Genomic DNA, 21,450 nt, shown 5'->3' on the forward strand with positions numbered 1-21,450 from the left:
CGTGACTTCACCGCTGCGACGATCCTTTCCGGCGAGGCGTCCGATACCGCCGTGCCGAGCACATCGACGACGACGGCCTCGGTGCCGTCCGGAACGACCTGCACCGGCCGGGTGTCGACCGGCGGCTCCACGGGCTGCGCGTCGGCTGGGCAGTCGACCGGGTGGGCGACCGCGTCATCGTCATCCCACCCCCGAACTCCTCGGTGGCCACGCCCCAGTAGTCGAACTCCGACTCGAAGCAGGCCGCGTACGGATCGTCGTACTGCGGCGTCACCGTCACGCGCACTCTCAGTGCGCCGAACGGCTCGCCGTGCACCGATCCGGGGTAGGCCTCGTAGCCGATGAGCTCGACGGACGGATGCTGCGCCCGCCTCTCATCGGCCCAGCGGGCGTAGTCGTCGATCGTGTCCGTCGGACCGCGGTAGAGATCCCGTGCGAAGTCGGCGGCCTCCCCGTGTGCGCGTGCGGCGAGCCTCGCCTGCTGCGCGTCCGAGGGAGTGGCGGCGCATCCGCTGAACGCGCCGGTCGCACCGGTCGCGACGAGCGCGGCAAGCAGGACGGCGGGCCACCGCCGGCCAGGAGCGTGCGGGGCCGATGGGCCGCGCGGGGCCGGTGCGCCGATCATGCGTCGATCATAGGGACCCGAGGCCCGGGACGCGTTCGCCCGGTCATCGTGTCGGTGACAGCCGCGCCCCTGATCCGGCCCGGTCATCCGCCTGTCCGGTGCGCACAGCTGAGTGCGGATGCCAGGATGCGCGTGCGGCCCGGGGGACGTCCAGGAGCCGGCCGATGCGGATGCCGCCCTTGGCGGGCTGCGCGTGCACCTGCATCACCAGCGACCGGATGAGCGCCTCGGCGCGCGCCTGATGGTGCCATTGGACGCCCGGGGTGAGAGCCTCGTCGATGCGGCGGAGAAGCTCTGGACCGAGTCCGGTGGGAAGGGCGTCGTGCACGGCGTAGTGATCGAGCACGTCGGAGATGGTCCAATTCGGCGTGAACCGACCGGAAAGTGGTCCGAGGGTGGTGTCGTCGTGTCTCCATTGGACCAGAATGTGACGCTATGAGCAGTGTGGACAGGGCCAATCCTCGGCTGGTGGACCAGCGAACGGCCGCTGTCGATTCCGCGGCGCTCGCGGCACGACTGGGACGCTGGTCGCAGGGTGACGGCACTCTGTCTGCGCAGCTGTCCGCACGCATCCGCGCCCTGGTCGACACCGGTGAGTTGAGGTCCGGGGACCGGCTTCCGGCGGAGCGCGCGCTCGCCGCGGCGATCGCGGTGTCGCGCGGCACCGTCGTCACCGCCTATGCGGATCTCGCCGAGCGTGGGACGGTCGAACGTCGTCAGGGCAGCGGCACCCGCATCGCGGGGACAGCGGTCTCACAGCCCGGCCGTGCGGCGCGAGGCGAGGCGCTGTTCTCGGCGCTGCCGAACTCGATCGACCTGTTGCGCACGGTGCCGCAGATCCCCGAGCTCGGCGTGCGGCTCATCCGCGAGCACCAGCCGGACCTCGCGCTCGCGCTGCTTCCTGAGACGGATCCGGCCGGGCTCCCGATGCTGCGTGAGCTGATCGCCGATCTGTACGCGGCGGAGGGGGCGCCGACCACCCCCGAGCAGATCCTCGTCACGCACGGTGCGCAGCAGGCGATCAGCCTGGTGATCCACGCGCTCATCGAGCCGGGCGACGTCGTGCTCGCCGAGGAGGTCACCTGGCCGGGGGTCACCGACACGGTCCGCCTGCGCGGAGGAGTGGTGCACGGCATCCCGATGGGGGAGGGCGGACTCGACGTGGTCGCCCTCGAAGTGGCGATGGCGCGGATGCGGCCGGCGCTGGTGGCACTCAACCCGCATCATCAGAATCCGACCGGCACGCGGCTGCCGTCGGCCGCGCGCCGGCGGGTGGCCGAGCTCGCCGCCGAGTACGGCGTGCCGGTGATCGAGGACCGGGTGGTCGCGGGGATCGCCTTCGACGGCGTCGTGCCTCCGCCGCTCGCCGCCGAACGGCCGGATGCCCCGGTGATCGTCGTCGAGTCGGTGTCGAAATGGGTCTGGGCGGGGCTGCGGATCGGCTGGCTGCGCGCCGATCCCGTGCTCGTGCGGCGCCTGCGCGGCGCCCGTCAGCTGGCCGACCAGTCCACCAGCGTGCCCGCGCAGCTGCTCGCGATCGATCTGATCTCGCACGCGAACGATCTGCGCCGCGAGGTCGCCCGCACTCACCAGACCCGTCTTGCGCTGCTCCTCGAGCTGATGTCCGAGCACCTGCCCGACTGGACCTTCACGCCGCCGCGCGGCGGACTCTCGCTGTGGGCCAGGATGCCGGCCGGCTCGGCGGACGCCCTCGCCCGGGTCGCCGCCGTGCACGGCGTCTCGGTCGCCGGCAGCGGCGAGTTCGCGGCATCCCCGTCGCCGGACGACCACATCAGGATCCCGTTCACCGCGCCCGACGAGGTGCTCACCGAGGGCATCCGTCGCCTCGGCGCCGCCTGGGCGGAGTACCGCGCCACGCTCTGAGCCGTCGGCTCAGGCGCCGACGGCGACGCGCGGGGAAGGCGCGTCCGCTCCCTGCCCGTCCCGCACGCCGTCGAGGGCGCCGAGGCGTGCGGCGCGCTCCAGCCACCCCTCGATCTTCGCGGCGGACGCGGTCTTGATCCCCAGCATCCGATGCGTGCGCACCGAGCGGATGCCGCACAGCTTCATCGTGTTCCTGGCGACCTGGGTCTGCGCGGGCAGTCCGGTGATCGGTGCGAAGAACCAGGGGGTGTCGGCGAGCAGCAGCAGCCGGCCCCGGTCAGCGCCCACCATGCCGACCGGGAGCCCGGCGGGCGTGTAGCGGTACTCCTGCTGGGGGAGCAGGGCGCGGTCGAAGAACCCCTTCAGCACGGCGGGCACCGATCCCCACCACAGCGGAGTGACGACCACGACGTTCGTCGCCTCGTGCAGTGCCGTCTTCGCGTCGGCCAGGTCGGGCTCGAGCGGCATCCGCTCTCGATAGCCGAGCCGCAGATGCGGGTCGAAGTCGAGGTCGCGCAGTGCGAGGAGGCTCGCGTCGCCGTGCGCGGCAGCGTAGCGGCGGGCGAGCTCGGCGGTCAGCGAATGGGCGTCGGGGTGACCGTCGAGGACGAGTGCAGTGGACATCGGAGGTTCCAATCTTGACAGTGTCGATTAGGTGGACACTGTCGAGATAAGGAACAATGTTGCTCGTGTCAAGTTCTCGTTCCGGGTATCACCACGGCGATCTCGCGCACGCGCTCGAGACGGCGGCGATGCAGCTGCTCGCCGACAGGCCGGCGCAGGAGATCAGCCTGCGAGAGGTCGCGCGCGCGGCCGACGTGAGCCACAACGCGCCCTACCACCACTTCGCCGACCGCCGCGGGCTGCTGAAGACACTCGCCGAGCGCAGCATGGCCGACCTCGTGGGCGAGGTGCGTTCAGCGCTCGAGAGCGCCCCTGACCCCGTCACCGCGCTCATCGCCGGCGGACAGGCGTACATCCGCTTCGCCGTCGAGCGCCCGAACGCCTTCGATGTCGTCTACGACCCGGCGGTGTGCATCCCGGATCTCCGACCGAGACCATGGCGCCGCTCATCGCCGAGCTCGAGTCGCTGCTCGGCGGTGCCGTGGTCGGCGTGGGCCTGGCGGAGGACGACACCACGGCGGCGTGGGGACTCGTGCACGGACTCGGCACTCTCGCCGCTGCGGGGCACTTCCCGCTCGAGACCGCACTGGCATCCTGCGAATCCGCGATCCGGCGGATGCTGAACGGGTCAGATGTCCCCGGGAGTGCGCACTCCGAGCAGACGCCCTGAGCCCTCGATCAGTTCCGCCCACGAGTCGACGTCGACCGTGCACTCCGCGACCGCGCAGGTCGGCAGCTCGGCGAGCTGGCCGGTCAGCTCGCCGACGGCGTCGCTCATCCCGGGGTTGTGGCCCACCAGCATCCCGACCGTGCACTCGTCCGGCAGTTCGGCGGCGATCCGCAGGATCGACCGGGCGGATGCCGCGTACAGCCGCGGTTCCTCGACGAGTACGCGGCCGAACGCGGCCGCGTACTCCTCCGCCGTGCGGCGTGCGCGCAGCGCGGTGCTGGACACGATTCGGTCGACCGCGACGCCTTCATCGACCAGGCGACGGGCCATCGCCGGGGCGTCGCCGCGGCCACGCCCGTTCAGCGGGCGATCATGATCGGCGAGGCCCGGATCGTCCCAGTCCGACTTCGCGTGGCGTGCCAGCAGCAGGGTCTTCATGCTTCCAGCGTGGCATCCGACGAGCCGCGACGCATCCCGAACCTGGGAGCGTTCGCAGGGTTCGTCGGGCCGCTCCACAGGCGCTCTTCCCTACCGTGGAAGGATGTCCTACTCTGCTCACCGCCCTGGACGGATGGATTCCCAGGGCCGCATCGAGTTCGACGTCGACGACCCGAACGGCGAGAACCCCGCTGCTGCCGACGTCCCCGAATACTTCACCCGCGAGTACCGGCCGGCCGGTTCCGACGCCGACGCCGGTATCGACGCGACCGCGCTCAACGACGTGGTCGAGACGACCACCCGCCCGAATCCGGTCGTGCACGACGAGCAGAGGACCGAGTCGTACGATCTCGACGACTTCCCGTTCCTCGACGAGCCGGCCCGGACCCAGGTCGTGGACGAGCCGCAGGCCGTGGCATCCGAGTCCGCGCATGAGCCTGCGCCGGTGGCATCCGCTCCGAAGCCGAAGCGCGCCCTTCGACAGGCTCGGGGTCCTAAGGTGAAGCGCGAGCGCACTCCCGGATCGCGCCTGCGCACGCTCGCCATCCTCGGCGGTGCCGACGGTGAGATCCTCGACCGGGTGCCCGGCGAGACGCCCCGCTTCGTGCAGATGTTCTTCGTGCTGCTCGGCACCGACGGTCGTCTCCGCGCTGTCGATGCTCTTCGCGCTGATGACCGGCGTGCAGGTCGTCGCCTGGCTGGCCGTGCCGCTGGCGATCGTCTGGGCGGCGATCATCTTCAACCTCGATCGCTTCCTCACCTCGACGATGACGGCCACCCGCAACGTCTGGAAGCTCATCGGGCTCGCCATCCCGCGTGTGCTGATGGCCGCGCTTATCGGCTTCGTCGTCGCCGAGCCGGTCGTGCTGCAGGTGTTCCACAACGACATCGCCCGCGAGGTCGCATCGACCAACATCACGCAGGCGCAGTCCGATCAGGACGCTCTCGAGAAGGGGCCGGAGAAGAAGGCCTTGGATGCCGCCACCAAGCGCGTCTCCGACCTCGAGAACCAGGCCGCGACGGGCATCGTCGCCGGCACCTCCAGCTCCTCGGCATCCGAGTCCGCCGCGCAGGGAACGGTCGACGACCTGACCAAGAAGATGGCGGACCAGCAGAAGACCATCGACGGCGCGCGAGCGCTGTACCAGTGCGAGCTGACCGGCGAGGGAGCGGGCACCGTGCCGGGTTGCACCGGCGTGCACGGACAGGGCACCAGCTCGGAAGCCGCGAAGGCCCAGCTGACCGAGGCGCAGCAGACCTACGACGCGCTGGCGGCCCAGCTGCGCACCGCGAACGCCGAGTTGGAGAGCGCCGGCACGGCGGCGAAGGGCGAGCTGTCGGCGTCGGAGTCGGCCAACCGCAAGCAGGCGAGGGCCGAGCTGCCCGCCGCGAAGCAGACCTACGAGACCGCGCTCGCCGCGTACAACGCGCGCGCCGACTCGGTGGCGCAGGGCAATGCCGGCGCGATCGGTCTGCTCAGCCAGATCAGCGGTCTGAACCGCCTCGGCGAGAAGGAGCCGACGATCTTCTGGGCGCACTGGCTGATCGCCGCGCTGTTCTTCATGATCGAGCTGCTGCCGGTCCTCGTGAAGGTGCTGACCAGCTTCGGTGATCCGTCGCTGTACGAGAAGACCGCGGCGATCCGCAAGCAGGTCGAGGAGGATCGCGTCGCGGCGGAGGGCTACCGCGATCGCGCCGCGATCGTGGCGACGGGTTCGCTCCCGCCGGCCGAGCCACCGGCACCGGCATCCCCGCCTTCTGACACGGGCGACGCGCCGACCGTGCCGCTCACCCGCGCCGACCTCCGCGAGGGCGCCCCGGTCTGACCGGGTGCCGGCGGGCCCGTGCACTCCGAGCGGCACTAGCGTTGATGCATGGTCAACTATCGCTATCTCGGCAACAGCGGATTCAAGGTCTCGGAGATCACTCTCGGCAACTGGGTGACCCACGCGTCGCAGGTCGGCGACGACGCCGCGATCGCTACCGTGCACGCCGCGCTGGATGCCGGCATCACCACCTTCGACACCGCTGACACCTACGCCAACACGGCTGCAGAGGTCGTGCTCGGCAAGGCTCTCGACGGGCAGCGCCGCGAGAGCCTCGAGATCTTCACGAAGGTGTACTTCCCGACCGGCCCGAAGGGGCCCAACGACACCGGCCTCAGCCGCAAGCACATCCGCGACTCGATCGAGGGATCGCTGCGCCGTCTCGGCGTCGAGTACGTCGACCTGTACCAGGCGCACCGCTACGACTACGAGACGCCGCTCGAGGAGACCATGCAGGCCTTCGCCGACGTCGTCCGTCAGGGCAAGGCGCTGTACATCGGGGTCTCGGAGTGGACCGCCGAGCAGCTCCGCGAGGGGCATGCGCTCGCCCGTGAGCTCGGCGTGCAGCTGATCTCGAACCAGCCGCAGTACTCGATGCTGCACCGCGTGATCGAGGGCAAGGTCGTTCCGGCATCCGAAGAGCTGGGCATCTCGCAGATCGTCTGGTCGCCGATGGCGCAGGGCGTGCTGAGCGGCAAGTACCTGCCCGGTCAGCCGGTTCCGGAGGGATCGCGCGCGACCGACGAGCACTCTGGAGCGCACTTCATCCAGCGCTTCCTGCAGGACGACATCCTCACCGCCGTGCAGAAGCTGAAGCCGATCGCCGAGCAGGCCGGCCTGACGATGCCGCAGCTCGCGATCGCGTGGGTGCTGCAGAACCAGAACATCGCCGCCGCACTCGTGGGCGCTTCGCGCCCGGAACAGCTCGCCGACACGGTGAAGGCGAGCGGCGTGACGCTGGATGCCGACACTCTCGCCGCCATCGACACCGCCCTGGCGGGCGTCGTGAACGACGACCCGGACGACACCTACACGGTTTCGCCGAAGGAGCGCCTGGTCTGAGGCATCCGTCTCCCCGCGACGGCATCGCGGGGAGACGACAGACTTTCATCGCGTCGAAGGTGGATCATAGGGTTCGCACAGGCTGGCCGGACGGAATGGATTCAGACCACGAATCCGACCTCAGGAGCAGCTCATGCCCACGCTCGTCATGATCGCCGCAGACATCGTCGCGATCGCTCTTCTCGCCTTCGGCATCTACTTTCGCCGGCACCGCCGCGACCTGATCGTCGCGTTCCTCGGTGTGAACATCGGCGTGCTGGCGGTATCGGTCATCCTGGTGAACGCCTCGGTCGCGCTGGGCCTCGGGCTCGGTCTGTTCGGCGTGCTGTCGATCATCCGGCTGCGCTCCTCGGAGATCTCGCAGCGCGAGGTCGCGTACTACTTCGCCTCCCTCGCCCTGGGCCTGATCGCCGGACTGAGCACCAGCGTCTCGCCGATCGCGCTCGCCCTGATGGCGCTGATCGTCATCACCATGTATATCGCCGATCATCCGGGGATGATGCGCCGCTCACGGCACATCACGATGAACATCGACCGCGCCATCACCGATGAGAACGAACTGCGCCAGCACCTCGAGGGCCTGCTCGGCGGGCGCGTGACGCAGGTCACCGTGCAGCACCTCGACCTGGTCAACGACACCACCCAGGTGGATGTGCGGTTCCAGGCCGACGTGGTGGCGCAAGCCCGCACCCGGATGCCGGAGATGACGCGATGACCGGCGCGCGGCAACGGATCGCGCAGCTCGACCCGATCACCCTCGACGAACTGGTCGCTGCGGCGGCAATGCTCACCCGCGTCGACCGCAAGTACGCGATGAGCGCCGCAGACGCACGCCGGGCGCTCGCCGACCTTCCCTGCGACACGCGTGTGCTCACGATGGACGACAGTCGCGCGTTCGAGTACGAGTCGTACTACTTCGACACGCCAGGGCTGCTGAGCTACCGGATGGCTGCACTCGGCCGTCGGCGGCGCTTCAAGCTGCGCACTCGCAGCTACCTGGACTCGAAGGACGCCTTCCTCGAGCTGAAGACCCGAGGGGCGCGCAGCACCACGGTCAAGGAGCGCATCGTGTACGACTTCGACGAACGCGAGATTCTCACCGACGACGGGCTCGAGTACGCGTCCGCCGGCCTTGCCGGGCTCGGAATCGACGATCCGCAGGCGTTGCGGCTGCAGCCGACGCTGGCCACCCGGTACCGCCGCACGACCCTGCTGGCTCCCGGGAACGGCGGGCGCACGACGATCGACACCGACCTGGTCTGGGAACTCGCCGACGGCACCGTTCTCGAGTTGCCGGATCTCGTCATCGTCGAGACCAAGTCCGGTCAGCGCACCGGCGTCGTCGACCGGCTGCTGTGGGCGCACGGCGTCCGTCCGGAGGCGATCAGCAAGTACGGCACGGGACTGGCGGCACTGCGCCCCGACCTGCCGTCGAACAAGTGGGCGCGCGTGCTGCGCCGCCGATTCCAGACTGCGGCTGTCGCCGCCTGAGCGCAGAGGAGGACACCATGCGCAAGAAGACCACCACGAAGAAGCTCGCGACGAGGAAGCGGATGCTGCTGAGCGCGGCGCCGTTCGTGCTGACGGCCGTCGTGCTCGCCGGCTGCACGGCGATGCCGCAGACCGAGGACACCGGGGCCTCCGCGGTCGGCGTCGACGCGACGCTCACGGCCGAGCAGGTGCTCGCCGAGAACGAGGACACCACCACCGTCACCCCCGATGAGGCGGACGGCACGGCCGAGACCACGATCGCACTGACGGGCGACTCGGCGACGGTCGACGGTGAGGGGGCGGAGACCGACGGCTCGACCGTGACGATCACCGCCGGTGGGACCTACCGCATCGGCGGGGAGCTTGCCGGGTCGGTGGTCGTGCAGGCTCCGGACGACGCCGTCGTCGCGCTCATCCTGGACGGAGCAGAGATCACGAACGCTGACGGCTCGGCCCTCAGTATCCTCAGCGCCGACGACGTCGCGATCGTGCTGGCGGACGGCAGTGAGAACACGCTGTCGGACGCGTCGTCGTACGCCGATGACGCCGAGGCGAACGCGGCGCTGTACAGCGACGCCGACCTGACCATCAGCGGCGAGGGGGCGCTGAGCGTCGCCGGCAACGGGAACGACGGCATCACCAGCAAGGACGACCTGAAGATCACCGACGGCAAGATCACGGTGGTCGCCGCTGACGACGGGCTGCGCGGCAAGGATTCGCTCACCGTCGAGGGCGGCACGCTCGACGTCACCGCCGGCGGTGACGGGCTGAAGAGCGATCAGGACGATGATGAGACGCGCGGCTACATCTGGATCTCCGGCGGCGAGGTCACGGTCGACAGCGAGGGCGACGCGGCGCAGGCGACGACCGACACGGTCGTCACCGGCGGCGATCTGACGCTGCGCGCCGGCGGCGGATCCTCGGCCGAACTCGCCGACGACGCGTCGGCGAAGGGGCTCAAGGCCGGGGTGTACACCGTCGTGGCGGGTGGCACGGTCGCGGTGGATGCCGCCGACGACGGCGTGCACTCCGACGGCGCGGTGCACATCTCGGACGGCACGCTGACGCTGGCCACCGGTGACGACGGCGTGCACGCCGACTCCGCGCTGCTCATCGACGGCGGCACGACGACCGTCTCGGAGTCGTACGAGGGGCTGGAGAGCAAGGACATCACGATCGCCGGAGGAACCGTCGACGTCGCGGCATCCGACGACGGGATCAACGCCTCGGCCGGCACCGGCGAGAGCATGCAGGCCGACGACTCGATGCTCACGATCACCGGGGGCACGATCACGGTGGATGCAGGAGGCGACGGCTTCGACTCGAACGGCTCCGCCACGATGTCCGGCGGCGAGCTGACCGTGTGGGGGCCGACGAACGACGGCAACGGCGCGCTCGATGTGAACGGCACGTTCGACATCTCGGGTGGCACGCTGCTCGCGGTCGGGAGTGCGGGAATGGCGGTCGCGCCGACCACGGAGTCCGCGCAGGGCTGGGTGTTCGCGTCGGCGAGCGGGGCCGCCGGCGACGAGGTGGAGATCGTCTCGGGCGACGCCGTGCTGGCGACCTTCGCCGCGACGAAGGATTTCGGGTCGGTGGTCTACTCCAGCGACCAGGTCACCAGCGGGGAGAGCTACGACGTGGTCGTGGATGGCACCGCGACGACCGCGACCGCCGGTGAGGGCGGTCAGTCCATGGGCGGCCCCGGTGGGGGCGGAGGGACGCGGCCGCAGGGTGGTCAGGACGGCACCCCGCCGGAGGGCGGCAGGCCGCCGGAGGGTGGCCCCGGTCAGGACGGCACCCCGCCGGATGGGGGGACCTCGGAGCCCTGAGCCGTGCTGGCACAAGAGAATGCAGCACCGCGCCGAGAGGGTGGCGTTGCCACCACGTCTCGGCGCGGGCTTGCAGTTTCGAGGGGGCCCCGTTCAGAGCACGCCGAACACGGCACCGGGGTTGAGGATGTTCTGCGGGTCCAGCGCCTTCTTGATGCGCAGGTTGAGGTCGAGCACGTCCTCGCCGAGATAGTCGCCGAGCCACGGCTGCTTCAGCCGGCCCACGCCGTGCTCGCCGGTGATCGTTCCGCCCAGAGCGATCGCCAGATCCATGACCTCGCCGTACGCGATGTCCGCGCGCTCCTTCTGGCCCGGGTCCGACGGGTCGAGTACGAGCAGCGGATGCGTGTTGCCGTCGCCCGCATGCGCGACGATCGAGATCTCGGTGCGGTGCCGTGCGGCGATCTCCGCGACGCCGAGCACCAGGTCACCGAGGCGGGGGAGCGGCACGCCGACATCCTCCAGCAGCAGCGCGCCGCGCTTCTCGACCGCGGGGATCGCCTGACGACGCGCCTCGATGAGCGCCTCGCTCTCATCGGGATCGTTCGTGGCGTAGCACTCGGTCGCGCCGTTCGCGCCGCAGATCACCTCGACGGCGGCGATCTGCTCCTCGGCCAGCGCCTCGGGCTCGTCGGACTGCACGATCAGCATCGCCGCCGCGCTGCGGTCCAGCTCCATCCGGGTCATGTCCTCGACCGCGTTGATCGCGACCTGGTCCATGAACTCCAGCATCGACGGGCGCATCGCACCCTTGATGTCGAGCACCGCCTGGATCGCGCCGGACAGCGTCGGGAACATCGCCACCAGCGTGGTGGGCGTGCGCTGCGCCGGCACCAGCCGCAGCACGATCTCGGTGATGATGCCGAGAGTGCCCTCGCTGCCGACGAACAGCTTGGTCAGCGACAGGCCGGCGACGTCCTTGAGCCGCGGGCCGCCGAGCTTCACGGCCTTGCCGTCGGCCAGCACGACCGTGAGGCCGAGCACGTAGTCGGTGGTCACGCCGTACTTCACACAGCACAGGCCGCCGGCGTTCGTGGCGACGTTGCCGCCGATCGAGCAGAACTCCTGTGACGACGGGTCCGGCGGGTACCAGAGGCCGTGCTCGGATGCCGACGGCCTTGACCTCCACGTTGAATGCGCCCGGCTGCACGGTGGCCATCTGCACGAGCGGATCGATCGTGATCCGCCGCATCCGGTCCAGTGAGACGACGATCGCGTCGTCCTGTGCGGAACTGCCACCGGAGAGTCCTGAGCCCGCGCCGCGCGGGATCACCGCGATGCCTTCACGGGCGGCGATCCGCATGGTCGCCTGCACGTCCTCCGTGCTGGTCGCGCGTACGACGGCGAGCGGCACGCCGGCATCCGGGTCGTTCGCACGGTCCCAGCGGTACGCGTCGAGCGAGTCCCTGTTCGTGACGAGCACGCCCTCGGGCAGATCGGCGGTCAGAGCGGCGAGCACGCGCTCGCGGCGGTCGGTTTCCATCCTCTGAGCGTATCCCGCGTGCTATTCCTTCACCGCGCCGGCGGTGAGCCCCTGCACGATCCAGCGGCTCGCGAGTGCGAACATCACCATCGTCGGCAGGATCGTCAGCACCGCAGCCGCCGACATCGAACCCCAGTCGATGTTGAACGTGGAGATGAAGCCGTTCAGCGCCGAGGGCACGGTGCGCTTCTCATCGGAGTTGATCAGCACCACCGACAGGAACAGCTCGTTCCAGCAGTTCACGAAGTTGAAGATGAACGCGGCGATGATGCCGGGCGTCATCACCGGGACGAGCACGCGGAACAGGGCGCCGAGCCGGGAGCACCCGTCGATCATCGCGGCCTCTTCGAGCGCGTTCGGCACGTTCTCGAAGAATCCGCGCAGCATGACCGTGGAGAACGGGATGCACACCGCGATGTACACCAGCACCAGGCCGGGCCGGGTGTCGACCAGACCCAGATCGGTCATCATCGAGTACAGCGGTCCGAGCGCGATGAACGCCGGGATCATCTGCGTCAGCAGGAAGGCCACGAGCACCGTGCCCTTGCCGCGGAACTCGAATCGTGCCAGCACGTAGGCGCTGAGCAGCGCGATCAGCGTCGCCACCGCACCGGCGGTCAGCGCCACGATCGTCGAGTTCATCAGGAAGACGCCGAACGTGCTCTTCTCGAAGAGACTCGTGTAGTTCTGCAGCGACGGATCGCTGGGCCAGTACTCGATCGGGAACCGGTTGATCGTGGACGGCGACTTGAACGAGGTCAGCGCGATCCAGTACAGCGGGAACAGGGTGATGATCAGCCAGATCGCCAACCCTGCGAACCGCAGGATGCCGCCGACGGTGACCTTCCTCGGGCCGCGGGTCGCGCGCTCCGGAACACCCGTCGTCGTGACGGCCATGGTCGCGCTCATCGCTGCATCCTTCTCATCGCCAGCAGGTAGAACCCGCAGAACACGAGCAGGAACGCCACGACGATCAGGCCGATGGCGCTCGCGATGCCGTAGTTGCCCTGCTGGGTGAAGTCGATCATCCAGGTCGTGACGATGTCGGTCTTGTTGGCGGGGCCTCCGCCGGTCATCGCCCAGATGATGTCGGGGAAGTTGAAGATCCAGATCACCCGCAGCAGCACGGTCAGCAGCAGGGTCATCGAGATGTACGGGATGACGATCGAGAACAGCTGGCGGGCCTTGCCCGCGCCGTCGATGCTCGCGGCCTCCAGCACCTCATCGGGCACCGACTGCAGGGCCGCGAGGATCATGATCGCGAAGAACGTCACGCCGTACCAGATGTTCGCGACGATCACGGCGGTCATCGCGAGCTTGGGGTCGGACAGCCAGGGCAGGGGCTGCGAGATGAGCCCGGCCTTCATGAGCAGGTCGTTGATCACGCCGAACTCGGCGTTGAACATCCAGCGGAACAGCATTCCGATCAGGAACCCGGAGACGGCCCACGGGAAGAACACCAGCGCCTGGTACAGCCCACGGAAGCGGAATCTCTTCCGCAGAGCGAGGGCGATCAGGAACCCGATCACCAGCTGGGGGACCAGCGAGCCGACCACCCAGAGCACCGAGTTCCAGGCGACAGTGGGGAACACCGGGTCCCGGAAGACCGTGACGAAGTTGTCGAACCCGACGAAAGGGGTCGAGGTGAGGTCCCAGAGGTTCCAGTCGTGGAACGCCATCCGGGCGCCCTGCAGCATCGGGAAGTAGGTGAACCAGCACACGAACACGATCGCGGGCGCCAGGAACGCCAGCAGGGTCAGCGCGTGCTTGGCCCGGAACGGGCGGCGGCGGCCGGATGCCGGCCGGCGGCGCCGGGAGGCCCCGCCGGCGGTGCCGACGGAGCCCTCTCGACGGTCTGAGACGACACGGGTCAGCCCTTCTCCGCGGCGTACTTCTCCGTCCAGTAGTCGTCCCAGGACCTCAGCAGCTCCTTGGTGGACATGTCGCCCAGCAGGACCTTCTGCACGTCCTGGTCGGACTTCTGGATCCACTCGGTCCACCAGCTCACGCCACGCGGCTGGATGACGTTGATGTAGGTGTCCGGATTCTCGGTCATCGTGACGTAGCTGGTCCACGGTCCGGTCTTGTAGAAGTCGTCGTCCGCGGCTGCGGCGATGATCGGCACCAGGCTGTTCTTCTGCGCGAAGGTCGTCGCGGGCTCGGCCGAGGAGAGGTACTCGACCAGCTTGACCGCGGCATCCTTGTGCTCACTGGCCTGCGCCACGCCCCAACCGGCGGTCGCGAGCGGCTGCGCAGCCTTGCCGGTCGGCCCCACGAGCAGCGGTGCGGTGTCCCACTGGTCCTCCTTCAGCGAGGACTCCTGCACGGTCGCGATGACCTCGGGGTCCTGCAGCAGGAACGCGGTGGAGCCGTTCGTGAACCCGGCGACCATCTCGGGATAGCCCCACGAGACGGCGGACGGCGGGGAACCCTTCTTGAACAGGTCGAAGTAGGTGTCGACCGCCTCCTGCGCCTCCGGCGCCGCGAACATCGTCGAGCCGTCCTTCATCAGGAAGGCGTCGTCGGTGTTCAGGTCGTCGATGACATAGGCCTCGATCGCCGCGACGACGTTGCTGTTCGCGTTCTGGCCGCCGCGGAAGGCGTAGCCGTAGACGTTCTTGGACGGGTCCTGGATGGCGGAGGCCTGCTCGAGCAGGTCGTCCCAGCTCTTCGGTGGTCCGTCGAACCCGGCGTCCTTCACCAGGTCGGTGCGGTAGAACAGCGACAGCCCGTAGAAGCCGTACGGCACGAAGTAGTTCTTGCCGTCGGTCTCGGCGGCGGCCTTCGCGTTGTCGGTGAGCGCGTCCCAGCCGTCCCAGCCCGACAGGTCCTTCTTCATGTCGTAGAGCCAGCTGTTGTTCGAGAACGGCCCGACCGTGAGGTCGCGCACCTCGAGCACGTCCACGCCCTTGCCGGACTGCAGCATCTGCTGGATCTTCTGGTCGGCCTGCTCAGTGGGCGGCGAGACCAGCTTGACGGTGATGTCGGGGTTCTCCTTCTCGAAGTCGTCGAGCAGGCCGCGGATCAGCTCGGTGCGCGCGGGATTGGTCAGACTCTCGACCATCTGCAGGGTGACCCTGCCGTCGGCGGAGTCGCCGCCGCCGGCGGAGCAGCCGGTCAGGGCGAGAACGGCGACGGTGCCGAGCCCGGCGGCCGTCGTCAGAAGCCTGTGCTTCACGATGTGCCTCTTCTCTCTCAGTGGTGTTTCCGGGTGTGGTTCAGGCGAGGTGCACGGGCGATGCGGAGCGGATGCCGGCCCGCCGCAGGATCTCCGGCACGCAGCGCTCCACGAAGGCCTCGAAGTCGGAGGCCTCGGTGTACAGGTGCGCGGAGAGCCGGAAGTACCCGGCGCCCTCGAAGCTGGTGAACGCCGTCTCCACGCCGACGGCGTCGATCAGCTGCATGCGCAGGTCGTCGGCCTGCTCCCTGCTGCGGCCGAGCGCGTCGGGCAGGCGGATGAGACGCATCGAGGCCACCGGCGTCGGCAACGGCGCGAGCGCCTCGGCATCGGTGTACGGCTGCAGTGCGTCGGCGATGAGCCGGGCACCGTGGTCGGCCATCGTCGAGATCGCCTCGCGCGCGGTCTCCCAGCCGATCTCCTCCTCGATGAAGCCGATGGATGCCGGCGTGCTGAGGTACGTGGTGGCATCGATCGTGCCCTGGGTGTCGAAGCGGGCGGGGTAGGGCTCCGGCGCACCCCACGAGTCGATCAGCGGCCACAGGTCCTGCCGGTCGGTTGCGGTGGTGACCAGCATCGCGGAGCCGCGCGGCGCGCAGGGCCACTTGTGCATGTTGCCGAACCACCAGTCGCCGCCGGCCACTGCTGCGGCATCGGGGACGAGCCCCGGTGCGTGCGCGCCGTCGACGAGCGTGCGCACACCGCGTGCGGTCGCGAGCTCGGCGATGCGGTGCGTGGGGAAGCGACGTGCGGTGGCAGAGGTGATCTGATCGACCACGATCAGACGCGTGGCGGGGGAGATGGCATCGTCGAAGCGCTGCACGACCTCGTCGTCGTCGGCGAGCAGCGGAAGACGCACGACGCGCACCATCGCCCCGAAGCGCCGGGCGAGGCGCTCGGCGCCCATGGTCACGGCGCCGTAGCCGTGGTCGGTGACGAGGATCTCGTCGCCGACGGAGAGCACGAGGGAGTTGTAGACGACGGTGGCCGCTGCGGAGGCGTTCGGCACGAAGACGGCGTCGGCGGGGCGGGCGCCCACGAACGGTGCCGTGTGCTCGCGGGCCTCGTGGACGCGCTCGGCGATGCGCGGGAACCACTCCACCGGGCTGAGGTCGGCGCGACGGCGCAGGGCGTCCTGGTGGGCGACGACGGCGGCGGGCACCGCGCCGAAGGATCCGTGGTTGAGGTGGATGACCTCGGGGTCGAGAGGCCAGGCGTCGCGTGCGCGCTCGAAGGACTTGAGCCGGATCGGCGGTGGCGTCGTGGCCGTGGTCATGCATCCTCGCAACGGGTGGGTTCAAACTTGTTGCACAACTTTGCCACGAATGCTCGGATAAGTCGAGGAAATGAGGAGGATCGGAGCTAAGTTGTCCTACAAATACGTCTCGAGGGGAGCATCCGTCAGACTCGCACTCGAAGACACGGACCGCGGAGGAACCCGATGAGCGCACTGGACACCGCCCTGCATGGGCTGCGATCGCTGATCGCGGACGGCGCACTGCGCCCCGGCGATCGCCTGCCCAGCGAGGGTGAGCTGTGCGAGCAGCTGGGAGTGTCACGTGGTTCGCTGCGCGAGGCGATCCGGATGCTGGCCGCGCTGGGTGTGCTGGAGACGCGGCACGGCTCCGGCAGCTATGTCGGTGAGCTGCGCGCGGCCGACCTGATCAGCAGCCTGTCGCTGACGGTCGGCCTGCTGCCGATGGCGGGCGTGCTCGAGCTCACCGAGCTGCGCCGGGCGCTGGAGCCGCACGTCGCCGCGCTCGCCGCGGCGCGCATCGACCCGGAGACGGTCGAGCGTCTGGATGCTCTACTCGCAGAGCTCGAGGCGAGCGACGACTTCGAGCAGCACTCGCGCCTCGACCATGAGTTCCACATGTCGATCGCGACAGTGGCGGGCCAGGACGCCCTGACAAGTCTGCTCGACGTGCTGCGCTCACGATCCCGCGCCTACCGGCTCTCGGACGCCTCGGATGCCGCAGAGCTGAAGCGCAACTCGGATGTCGGGCACCGTGCGATCCTGCGCGGGCTGGCCGATGGCGACCCGGTCGCGGCGTCCGCTGCAGCATCGGCTCACGTCGCCGACACGGCGTACTGGGTGCGGAAGTACTCCGTCGGCGACGAGGACGACCAGCTCGGCCGCTGACGCCTGGGTCAGCCGAGAGAGATGTCGACCTGGATCTCGGTGGCGAGCTGCTCGAGATCGGCGCGCAGCGCGTCGATATCGGCCGATGACGGCACCGTCGCCGTCACGGTCGATTCGAACAGCCGGCCGCCGGCCATCGCGGCATCCTTCGTCACCGTCGTCATGTCCTCGATGCTGAGCGCGTGCTCGGCGAGCACCCGCGAGACCTCGCGCACGATGCCGGGCCGGTCGTTGCCGAGCACGGTCAGGCTGATCCGCTGCGCGTCGGCCGGTGACCCGGCCTCCGTCCCGGTATGCACGGACACCGCGAGCAACCCGTCCAGCTCGCTCAACGCGGACTGCAGGTCGGTCACTCGCTCCGGGGCGACCGACACCTCGATCACTCCGGCGAACGTGCCGGCCAGCTCGGCGAGACGACTGTTCTCCCAGTTGCCGCCGTGCGCGTCGACGACATCGGCGACGGCGGAGACGAGTCCGGGGCGATCCGCTCCCGCGACCGTGAGGATGAGCGTAGTCATGCCTGAAGCGTAGCCGTCACCAGCTCCCGGTCTCCAGGAAGCGCTCCAGCTGCGCGCGGTGCGGGGCGAGGTCCCAGCCCTGCGCGGCCACCCACTCGTCGTTGTAGTACGTCTGCGCGTAGCGCACACCGCTGTCGCAGATCAGCGTGACGACGCTGCCGGTCTCACCGGCATCCCGCATCCGGGAGATCAGCTGGAACGCGCCGACGAGGTTCGTGCCGGTCGACCCGCCGGCCCAGTGCAGGGTGCGCTCGCGCAGCACCCGGATGGCGGCGACCGACGCGGCGTCCGGCACCTGGATCATCTCGTCGATCACGCTCGGCACGAAAGACGCCTCCACGCGTGGACGACCGATGCCCTCGATGTGCGACGGTTGGCCAGTGGCATCCGCCTCGCCCTTCCAACCGGCGTAGAACGCCGAACCCTCGGGATCGACGACGGCAACGCGCGTCGAGTGCCGCCGATATCGCACGTACCGGCCGAACGTCGCACTGGTGCCGCCGGTGCCGGCGCCGACGACGATCCAGGACGGGATCGGATGCCGCTCCTGCGACAGCTGGCTGAACACGCTCTCGGCGATGTTGTTGTTTCCGCGCCAGTCGGTGGCGCGCTCGGCGTAGGTGAACTGGTCGAGGTAGTGGCCGCGGCAGTCGGATGCCAGGCGTCGCGCCTCGGGAGAGATGTCCTCGGCGCGGTCGACGAAGTGGCAGCGGCCGCCGTAGAACTCGATGAGGTCGATCTTCTCCTGGCTCGTGGAGCGCGGCACGACCGTGACGAACTCGAGTCCCAGCATCCGCGCGAAGTAGGCCTCGGAGACCGCCGTCGATCCGCTGGACGACTCGACCAGCACGGTGCCCTCCTCGATGAGGCCGTTGACCAGGCCGTACAGGATCAGCGAACGCGCCAGGCGGTGCTTGAGCGAACCGGTCGGGTGCACCGACTCGTCCTTGAGGTACAGGTCGATGCCCCACTCGGCGGGGAGGGGAAGAGATGCAGATGCGTGTCGGCCGAGCGGTTCCCGTCGGCTTCGAGCACGCGGATGGCGGAACTGACCCATTCGCTCATGCTCTCGAGGGTATCGGGCCTTGTCCGGCACGCGAGGCGGGCGCAGACTTGCCACGGGGAGCAGGAGAGGAGCAGACCATGGCGCACGGAGACATCACGCACATCGACATCCCGGTCGCGGACCTGGCGAAGGCGACGGCGTTCTACTCGGGCCTGTTCGGCTGGAACATCGCCGAGATGCCCGGATTCGAGGGCTATCCGATGTGGCAGGCGCCGAACGGGATCTCAGGCGGCGGGCTCGCCCCGCGCGACGACGGGTTCACACAGCCCCGGTCCTACGTCGAGGTCGACTCGATCGACGACACGGTCGAGGCGGCGAAGGCGGCCGGCGGCAGCGTCGCGATGGAGAAGAGCGCGATCACCGACAGCAGCTGGTGGGCGGTCATCGTCGATCCCGACGGCAACCGCATCGGCCTCTTCGAGGGTGTCGTCGGCGGCTGAGCGGGTGCTCAGCTCCCGTCGACGTGCAGCAGGGCCGCACGGCCCTGCTCGTCGCTGAGCTGGAATTCGAACCGCGAGCGGTCGCCGCGGTGGTGGGCGATGAAGAACTCGATCGGCCGCCCGGTCGCATCGCGGCTGACGCTGCGCAACCGCAGCAGGGCGGATCCGGCGCTGACGCCGAGTCGCTGTGCCTGCTCGTGGGTCGCGACGGTCGCCTCGGCGGAGCGCACGCCGTGCGTGGCGCGGATGCCGTGCTCGGCGAGCAGCCGGTAGAGCGATGCCTCACGCAGGTCCGCGTCGAGGGTGACCGCGCCGACGTCGTCCGGCATCCAGGTCGTCGACAGCGACCAGGCGTCGTCGTCGACGTAGCGCAGGCGCTCCAGCACGACCACCGGCGCTCCGAGGGAGATCTCCAGGGCATCCGCCACGGCCTCGTCGGCGGTGCCGCGCTCGTGGCGCAGCACGTCGCTGTGCACATGCCCACCACGCTGCTCGACCTCGTCGAACAGGCCGATCAGCGTGTGGACGAGCGACTCCGCGGTGCGTGGGCGGGCCACGAACGTGCCCTTGCCCTTGACGCGCTCGACCAGTCCCTCGTGTTCGAGCTGAGCGAGTGCCTGCCGCACGACGGTGCGGGAGATGCCGTACTGCGCGCACAGACGGTGCTCTCCCGGAAGAGGATCACCCGGCTGCAGGCCGTCGCGTTCGATGCCCTCGATGATCAGCTGTCGCAGCTGGTCGTACATCGGGGCGGCGGAGTGCCGGTCGATCGCGGACTCGAGGTCGGTCATCAGTACGCCACCCCCGCCTGAAGGATGACGTTGGCGTAGGGCGTGTACTCACCCGAGCGCACGAAGGCGCGCGCCGAGTGCGTGCGCTTCTTGAACTCGGCGTGCGGCACGAGTTCGATCTCGATGCCGGGCAGGCGTTCACGCAGCCCGGCCAGTACCTGCGGGCTGTGCTCGGCCACCTCTGCCGACACCGTCGCGCCCTCGACCACCAGTTCGGCGAGCACGGTGTCGAGCACGTCGAAGAACTCCGGTGCTCCGGGCCGGTAGGCCAGGTCGATGCGCTCCGAGCCCGGCGGGATCGGCAGCCCGGCATCGGTCACGACGATGAGGTCGGTGTGGCCGGTCTCGCTGATCACCCGCGACAGTGCGGGGTTGATCGTCGTGGGGGTCTTTCGCATGCGGACGCTCCTTCGAAGGCCTTCAGACGCGGGATGCAGCGAGCAGGTCATCGACCTCGGCGCGATGCGGCAGGCTGGGCGAGGCGCCCTGCCGGGTGACGGCGATGGCGCCGGCGGCGCTGGCGAGAGCGGTGGCCCGATCCAGGGGCCAGCCCTCGGCGAGGGCGGCGCCGAGGTATCCGGCATAGGCATCGCCGGCGGCGGTCGTGTCGACCGGTTCGACCGGGATCGGTGCGATGAACGTCGTGCCCTCCGGGGTGACCACGCAGGAGCCCTTCTCGGCCATGGTGATCACGGCTGCGCCGATGCCCTGGTCGAGGAACCACCGTCCGGCTCGCTCGGCGGAGGCGGCGTCGGTGACCTCGATGCCGCTGATCAGCGTCGCCTCGGTCTCGTTCGGGGTGACGATGTCGATGTCGGACCAGACATCCGGGTCGAGCTGGGCGGCCGGGGCGGGGTCGAGCACGACCGTCATGCCGAGTTGCTTCCCGCGTGCAGTGATGTGCCGGGTGAGGGAAGCCGGGGTCTCGAGCTGGGTGAGCAGCACCGACGTCGTCGGCGCGAGCGCCTCGAGGGCGGCGTCGATCTGCTCGGCGCTGAGCTGCGCGTTCGCGAGCGGCACCATGACGATGTCGTTCTGCGCCGAGGCATCCACGCGGATGTGGGCGATGCCGGTCGGACCGGGAACCGTGCGCAGGTGGGTGAGATCGACGCCGGCGGCGCTCAGGCCCTCGGTGACGAGATCGTGGAACAGGTCGTCGCCCACGCATCCGACGAAGCTCGTGCGGGCGCCGGCCTGCCCGGCGGCGACCGCCTGGTTCGCGCCCTTGCCGCCCAGCAGCAGAGTGAACTGGTCGCCGAGGATCGTCTCGCCACGGGCAGGGAGCCGCTGGGAGAACGTGGTCACGTCCGCGGTGACGCTTCCGACGATCACCACGCCGGAACGGTCGGTCTGGTCAGCCGGCATGAGACTCCTCGATC

Annotated in this window: 22 protein-coding genes and 2 pseudogenes; 9 read left to right on the plus strand and 15 right to left on the minus strand. The window is 69.5% G+C overall.

Translation table 11 applies throughout. The features are described 5' to 3' along the window. Window positions 1-7: 7 nt before the first annotated feature. Both L2X99_RS16470 and L2X99_RS16475 read right to left on the minus strand, forming a co-directional pair. The gene (locus tag L2X99_RS16470) at window positions 8-625 is read right to left on the minus strand and encodes a hypothetical protein (RefSeq protein WP_236125809.1); all 618 of its coding nucleotides are present in this window, start codon (window positions 623-625) and stop codon (window positions 8-10) included. Window positions 626-668: 43 nt separating this feature from the next. Further along, complete coding sequence (locus tag L2X99_RS16475) at window positions 669-971, minus strand: hypothetical protein (RefSeq protein WP_236135411.1); 303 nt, start codon at window positions 969-971, stop codon at window positions 669-671. Window positions 972-1,093: 122 nt separating this feature from the next. Here L2X99_RS16475 and yczR point away from each other — a divergent pair, with 122 nt between their 5' ends. Continuing rightward, complete coding sequence (yczR, locus tag L2X99_RS16480; protein WP_236135412.1) at window positions 1,094-2,509, plus strand: aminotransferase-like domain-containing protein; 1,416 nt, start codon at window positions 1,094-1,096, stop codon at window positions 2,507-2,509. Between the two features lie 9 nt (window positions 2,510-2,518). Here yczR and L2X99_RS16485 read toward each other — a convergent pair whose 3' ends face one another. Further along, window positions 2,519-3,133 (minus strand): NAD(P)H-dependent oxidoreductase, encoded by a 615-nt coding sequence (locus tag L2X99_RS16485; RefSeq protein ID WP_236125806.1) that lies wholly within the window; start codon window positions 3,131-3,133, stop codon window positions 2,519-2,521. Between the two features lie 65 nt (window positions 3,134-3,198). Here L2X99_RS16485 and L2X99_RS16490 point away from each other — a divergent pair, with 65 nt between their 5' ends. After that, the gene (locus tag L2X99_RS16490; protein ID WP_236135413.1) at window positions 3,199-3,756 is read left to right on the plus strand and encodes a TetR/AcrR family transcriptional regulator; all 558 of its coding nucleotides are present in this window, start codon (window positions 3,199-3,201) and stop codon (window positions 3,754-3,756) included. Window positions 3,757-3,761: 5 nt separating this feature from the next. On the opposite strand, the gene L2X99_RS16495 is transcribed toward L2X99_RS16490, so the two are convergent. Then, on the minus strand, window positions 3,762-4,241 hold the full coding sequence (locus L2X99_RS16495) for a SixA phosphatase family protein (RefSeq protein WP_236125804.1): 480 nt from the start codon (window positions 4,239-4,241) through the stop codon (window positions 3,762-3,764). A gap of 671 nt (window positions 4,242-4,912) precedes the next feature. On the opposite strand from L2X99_RS16495, the gene L2X99_RS16500 reads away from it, so the two are divergent. The 5 genes from L2X99_RS16500 to L2X99_RS16520 all read left to right on the plus strand — a co-directional run bounded on the left by L2X99_RS16500 (window position 4,913) and on the right by L2X99_RS16520 (window position 10,452). Beyond that, window positions 4,913-6,067 carry a DUF4407 domain-containing protein gene (locus L2X99_RS16500; RefSeq protein ID WP_236135414.1) on the plus strand — a complete coding sequence of 385 codons (1,155 nt, stop codon included), beginning with the start codon at window positions 4,913-4,915 and terminating at the stop codon, window positions 6,065-6,067. A 48-nt stretch (window positions 6,068-6,115) separates the two neighbouring features. Further along, window positions 6,116-7,129: an aldo/keto reductase family protein gene (locus L2X99_RS16505; RefSeq protein WP_236125802.1), complete on the plus strand. Its 1,014-nt coding sequence runs from the start codon at window positions 6,116-6,118 to the stop codon at window positions 7,127-7,129. Between the two features lie 133 nt (window positions 7,130-7,262). Further along, entirely contained in the window at window positions 7,263-7,844 is a 582-nt protein-coding gene (locus L2X99_RS16510) for a DUF4956 domain-containing protein (RefSeq protein WP_236125801.1), read from the plus strand. Then, on the plus strand, window positions 7,841-8,620 hold the full coding sequence (locus tag L2X99_RS16515; protein ID WP_236135415.1) for a VTC domain-containing protein: 780 nt from the start codon (window positions 7,841-7,843) through the stop codon (window positions 8,618-8,620). The genes L2X99_RS16510 and L2X99_RS16515 overlap by 4 nt, the downstream gene beginning before the upstream one ends. A gap of 17 nt (window positions 8,621-8,637) precedes the next feature. Further along, a complete protein-coding gene (locus tag L2X99_RS16520; protein ID WP_236135416.1) occupies window positions 8,638-10,452 on the plus strand; it encodes a carbohydrate-binding domain-containing protein in 1,815 nt (604 codons plus the stop codon). 93 nt (window positions 10,453-10,545) lie between these two features. Here L2X99_RS16520 and L2X99_RS18045 read toward each other — a convergent pair whose 3' ends face one another. From L2X99_RS18045 to L2X99_RS16550, 6 genes and pseudogenes are all read right to left on the minus strand, one after another. Continuing rightward, window positions 10,546-11,691 (minus strand): FAD-binding oxidoreductase, encoded by a 1,146-nt coding sequence (locus L2X99_RS18045; RefSeq protein WP_268928532.1) that lies wholly within the window; start codon window positions 11,689-11,691, stop codon window positions 10,546-10,548. Then, window positions 11,630-11,935 (minus strand): annotated as a pseudogene (locus tag L2X99_RS18445) (FAD-binding oxidoreductase); the annotation flags it as partial. The gene L2X99_RS18045 and the pseudogene L2X99_RS18445, both read right to left, overlap by 62 nt. A gap of 21 nt (window positions 11,936-11,956) precedes the next feature. Then, window positions 11,957-12,844: a carbohydrate ABC transporter permease gene (locus tag L2X99_RS16535; protein ID WP_236125799.1), complete on the minus strand. Its 888-nt coding sequence runs from the start codon at window positions 12,842-12,844 to the stop codon at window positions 11,957-11,959. Beyond that, entirely contained in the window at window positions 12,841-13,656 is an 816-nt protein-coding gene (locus L2X99_RS16540) for a carbohydrate ABC transporter permease (protein ID WP_236125798.1), read from the minus strand. Before L2X99_RS16540 ends, L2X99_RS16535 begins: the two co-directional genes overlap by 4 nt. A gap of 149 nt (window positions 13,657-13,805) precedes the next feature. After that, window positions 13,806-15,113 carry an ABC transporter substrate-binding protein gene (locus L2X99_RS16545; RefSeq protein ID WP_236125797.1) on the minus strand — a complete coding sequence of 436 codons (1,308 nt, stop codon included), beginning with the start codon at window positions 15,111-15,113 and terminating at the stop codon, window positions 13,806-13,808. Window positions 15,114-15,153: 40 nt separating this feature from the next. Further along, a complete protein-coding gene (locus tag L2X99_RS16550; RefSeq protein WP_236135417.1) occupies window positions 15,154-16,389 on the minus strand; it encodes an aminotransferase class V-fold PLP-dependent enzyme in 1,236 nt (411 codons plus the stop codon). A 165-nt stretch (window positions 16,390-16,554) separates the two neighbouring features. On the opposite strand from L2X99_RS16550, the gene L2X99_RS16555 reads away from it, so the two are divergent. Further along, complete coding sequence (locus tag L2X99_RS16555) at window positions 16,555-17,256, plus strand: FadR/GntR family transcriptional regulator (protein WP_236125794.1); 702 nt, start codon at window positions 16,555-16,557, stop codon at window positions 17,254-17,256. An 8-nt stretch (window positions 17,257-17,264) separates the two neighbouring features. On the opposite strand, the gene L2X99_RS16560 is transcribed toward L2X99_RS16555, so the two are convergent. Further along, window positions 17,265-17,774: a glycine cleavage system protein R gene (locus L2X99_RS16560; protein WP_236135418.1), complete on the minus strand. Its 510-nt coding sequence runs from the start codon at window positions 17,772-17,774 to the stop codon at window positions 17,265-17,267. 16 nt (window positions 17,775-17,790) lie between these two features. Further along, window positions 17,791-18,839: pseudogene (locus L2X99_RS16565) on the minus strand (PLP-dependent cysteine synthase family protein). Window positions 18,840-18,917: 78 nt separating this feature from the next. Here L2X99_RS16565 and L2X99_RS16570 point away from each other — a divergent pair. Continuing rightward, window positions 18,918-19,280, plus strand: a complete 363-nt coding sequence (locus tag L2X99_RS16570; RefSeq protein ID WP_236125793.1) for a VOC family protein — start codon at window positions 18,918-18,920, stop codon at window positions 19,278-19,280. Window positions 19,281-19,288: 8 nt separating this feature from the next. On the opposite strand, the gene L2X99_RS16575 is transcribed toward L2X99_RS16570, so the two are convergent. From L2X99_RS16575 to L2X99_RS16585, 3 genes are read right to left on the minus strand one after another with little or no spacing between them, the layout of a single operon-like run. Beyond that, window positions 19,289-20,071, minus strand: coding sequence for a GntR family transcriptional regulator (locus L2X99_RS16575; protein WP_236125792.1), 783 nt, complete (start codon window positions 20,069-20,071; stop codon window positions 19,289-19,291). Further along, window positions 20,071-20,469 carry a D-ribose pyranase gene (gene rbsD, locus L2X99_RS16580; RefSeq protein WP_236125791.1) on the minus strand — a complete coding sequence of 133 codons (399 nt, stop codon included), beginning with the start codon at window positions 20,467-20,469 and terminating at the stop codon, window positions 20,071-20,073. Before rbsD ends, L2X99_RS16575 begins: the two co-directional genes overlap by 1 nt. A gap of 22 nt (window positions 20,470-20,491) precedes the next feature. Continuing rightward, the gene (locus L2X99_RS16585) at window positions 20,492-21,436 is read right to left on the minus strand and encodes a ribokinase (RefSeq protein ID WP_236125790.1); all 945 of its coding nucleotides are present in this window, start codon (window positions 21,434-21,436) and stop codon (window positions 20,492-20,494) included. Window positions 21,437-21,450 lie beyond the last annotated feature (14 nt).

The organism is Microbacterium sp. KUDC0406 (assembly GCF_021582875.1).
Classification (GTDB): domain Bacteria; phylum Actinomycetota; class Actinomycetes; order Actinomycetales; family Microbacteriaceae; genus Microbacterium.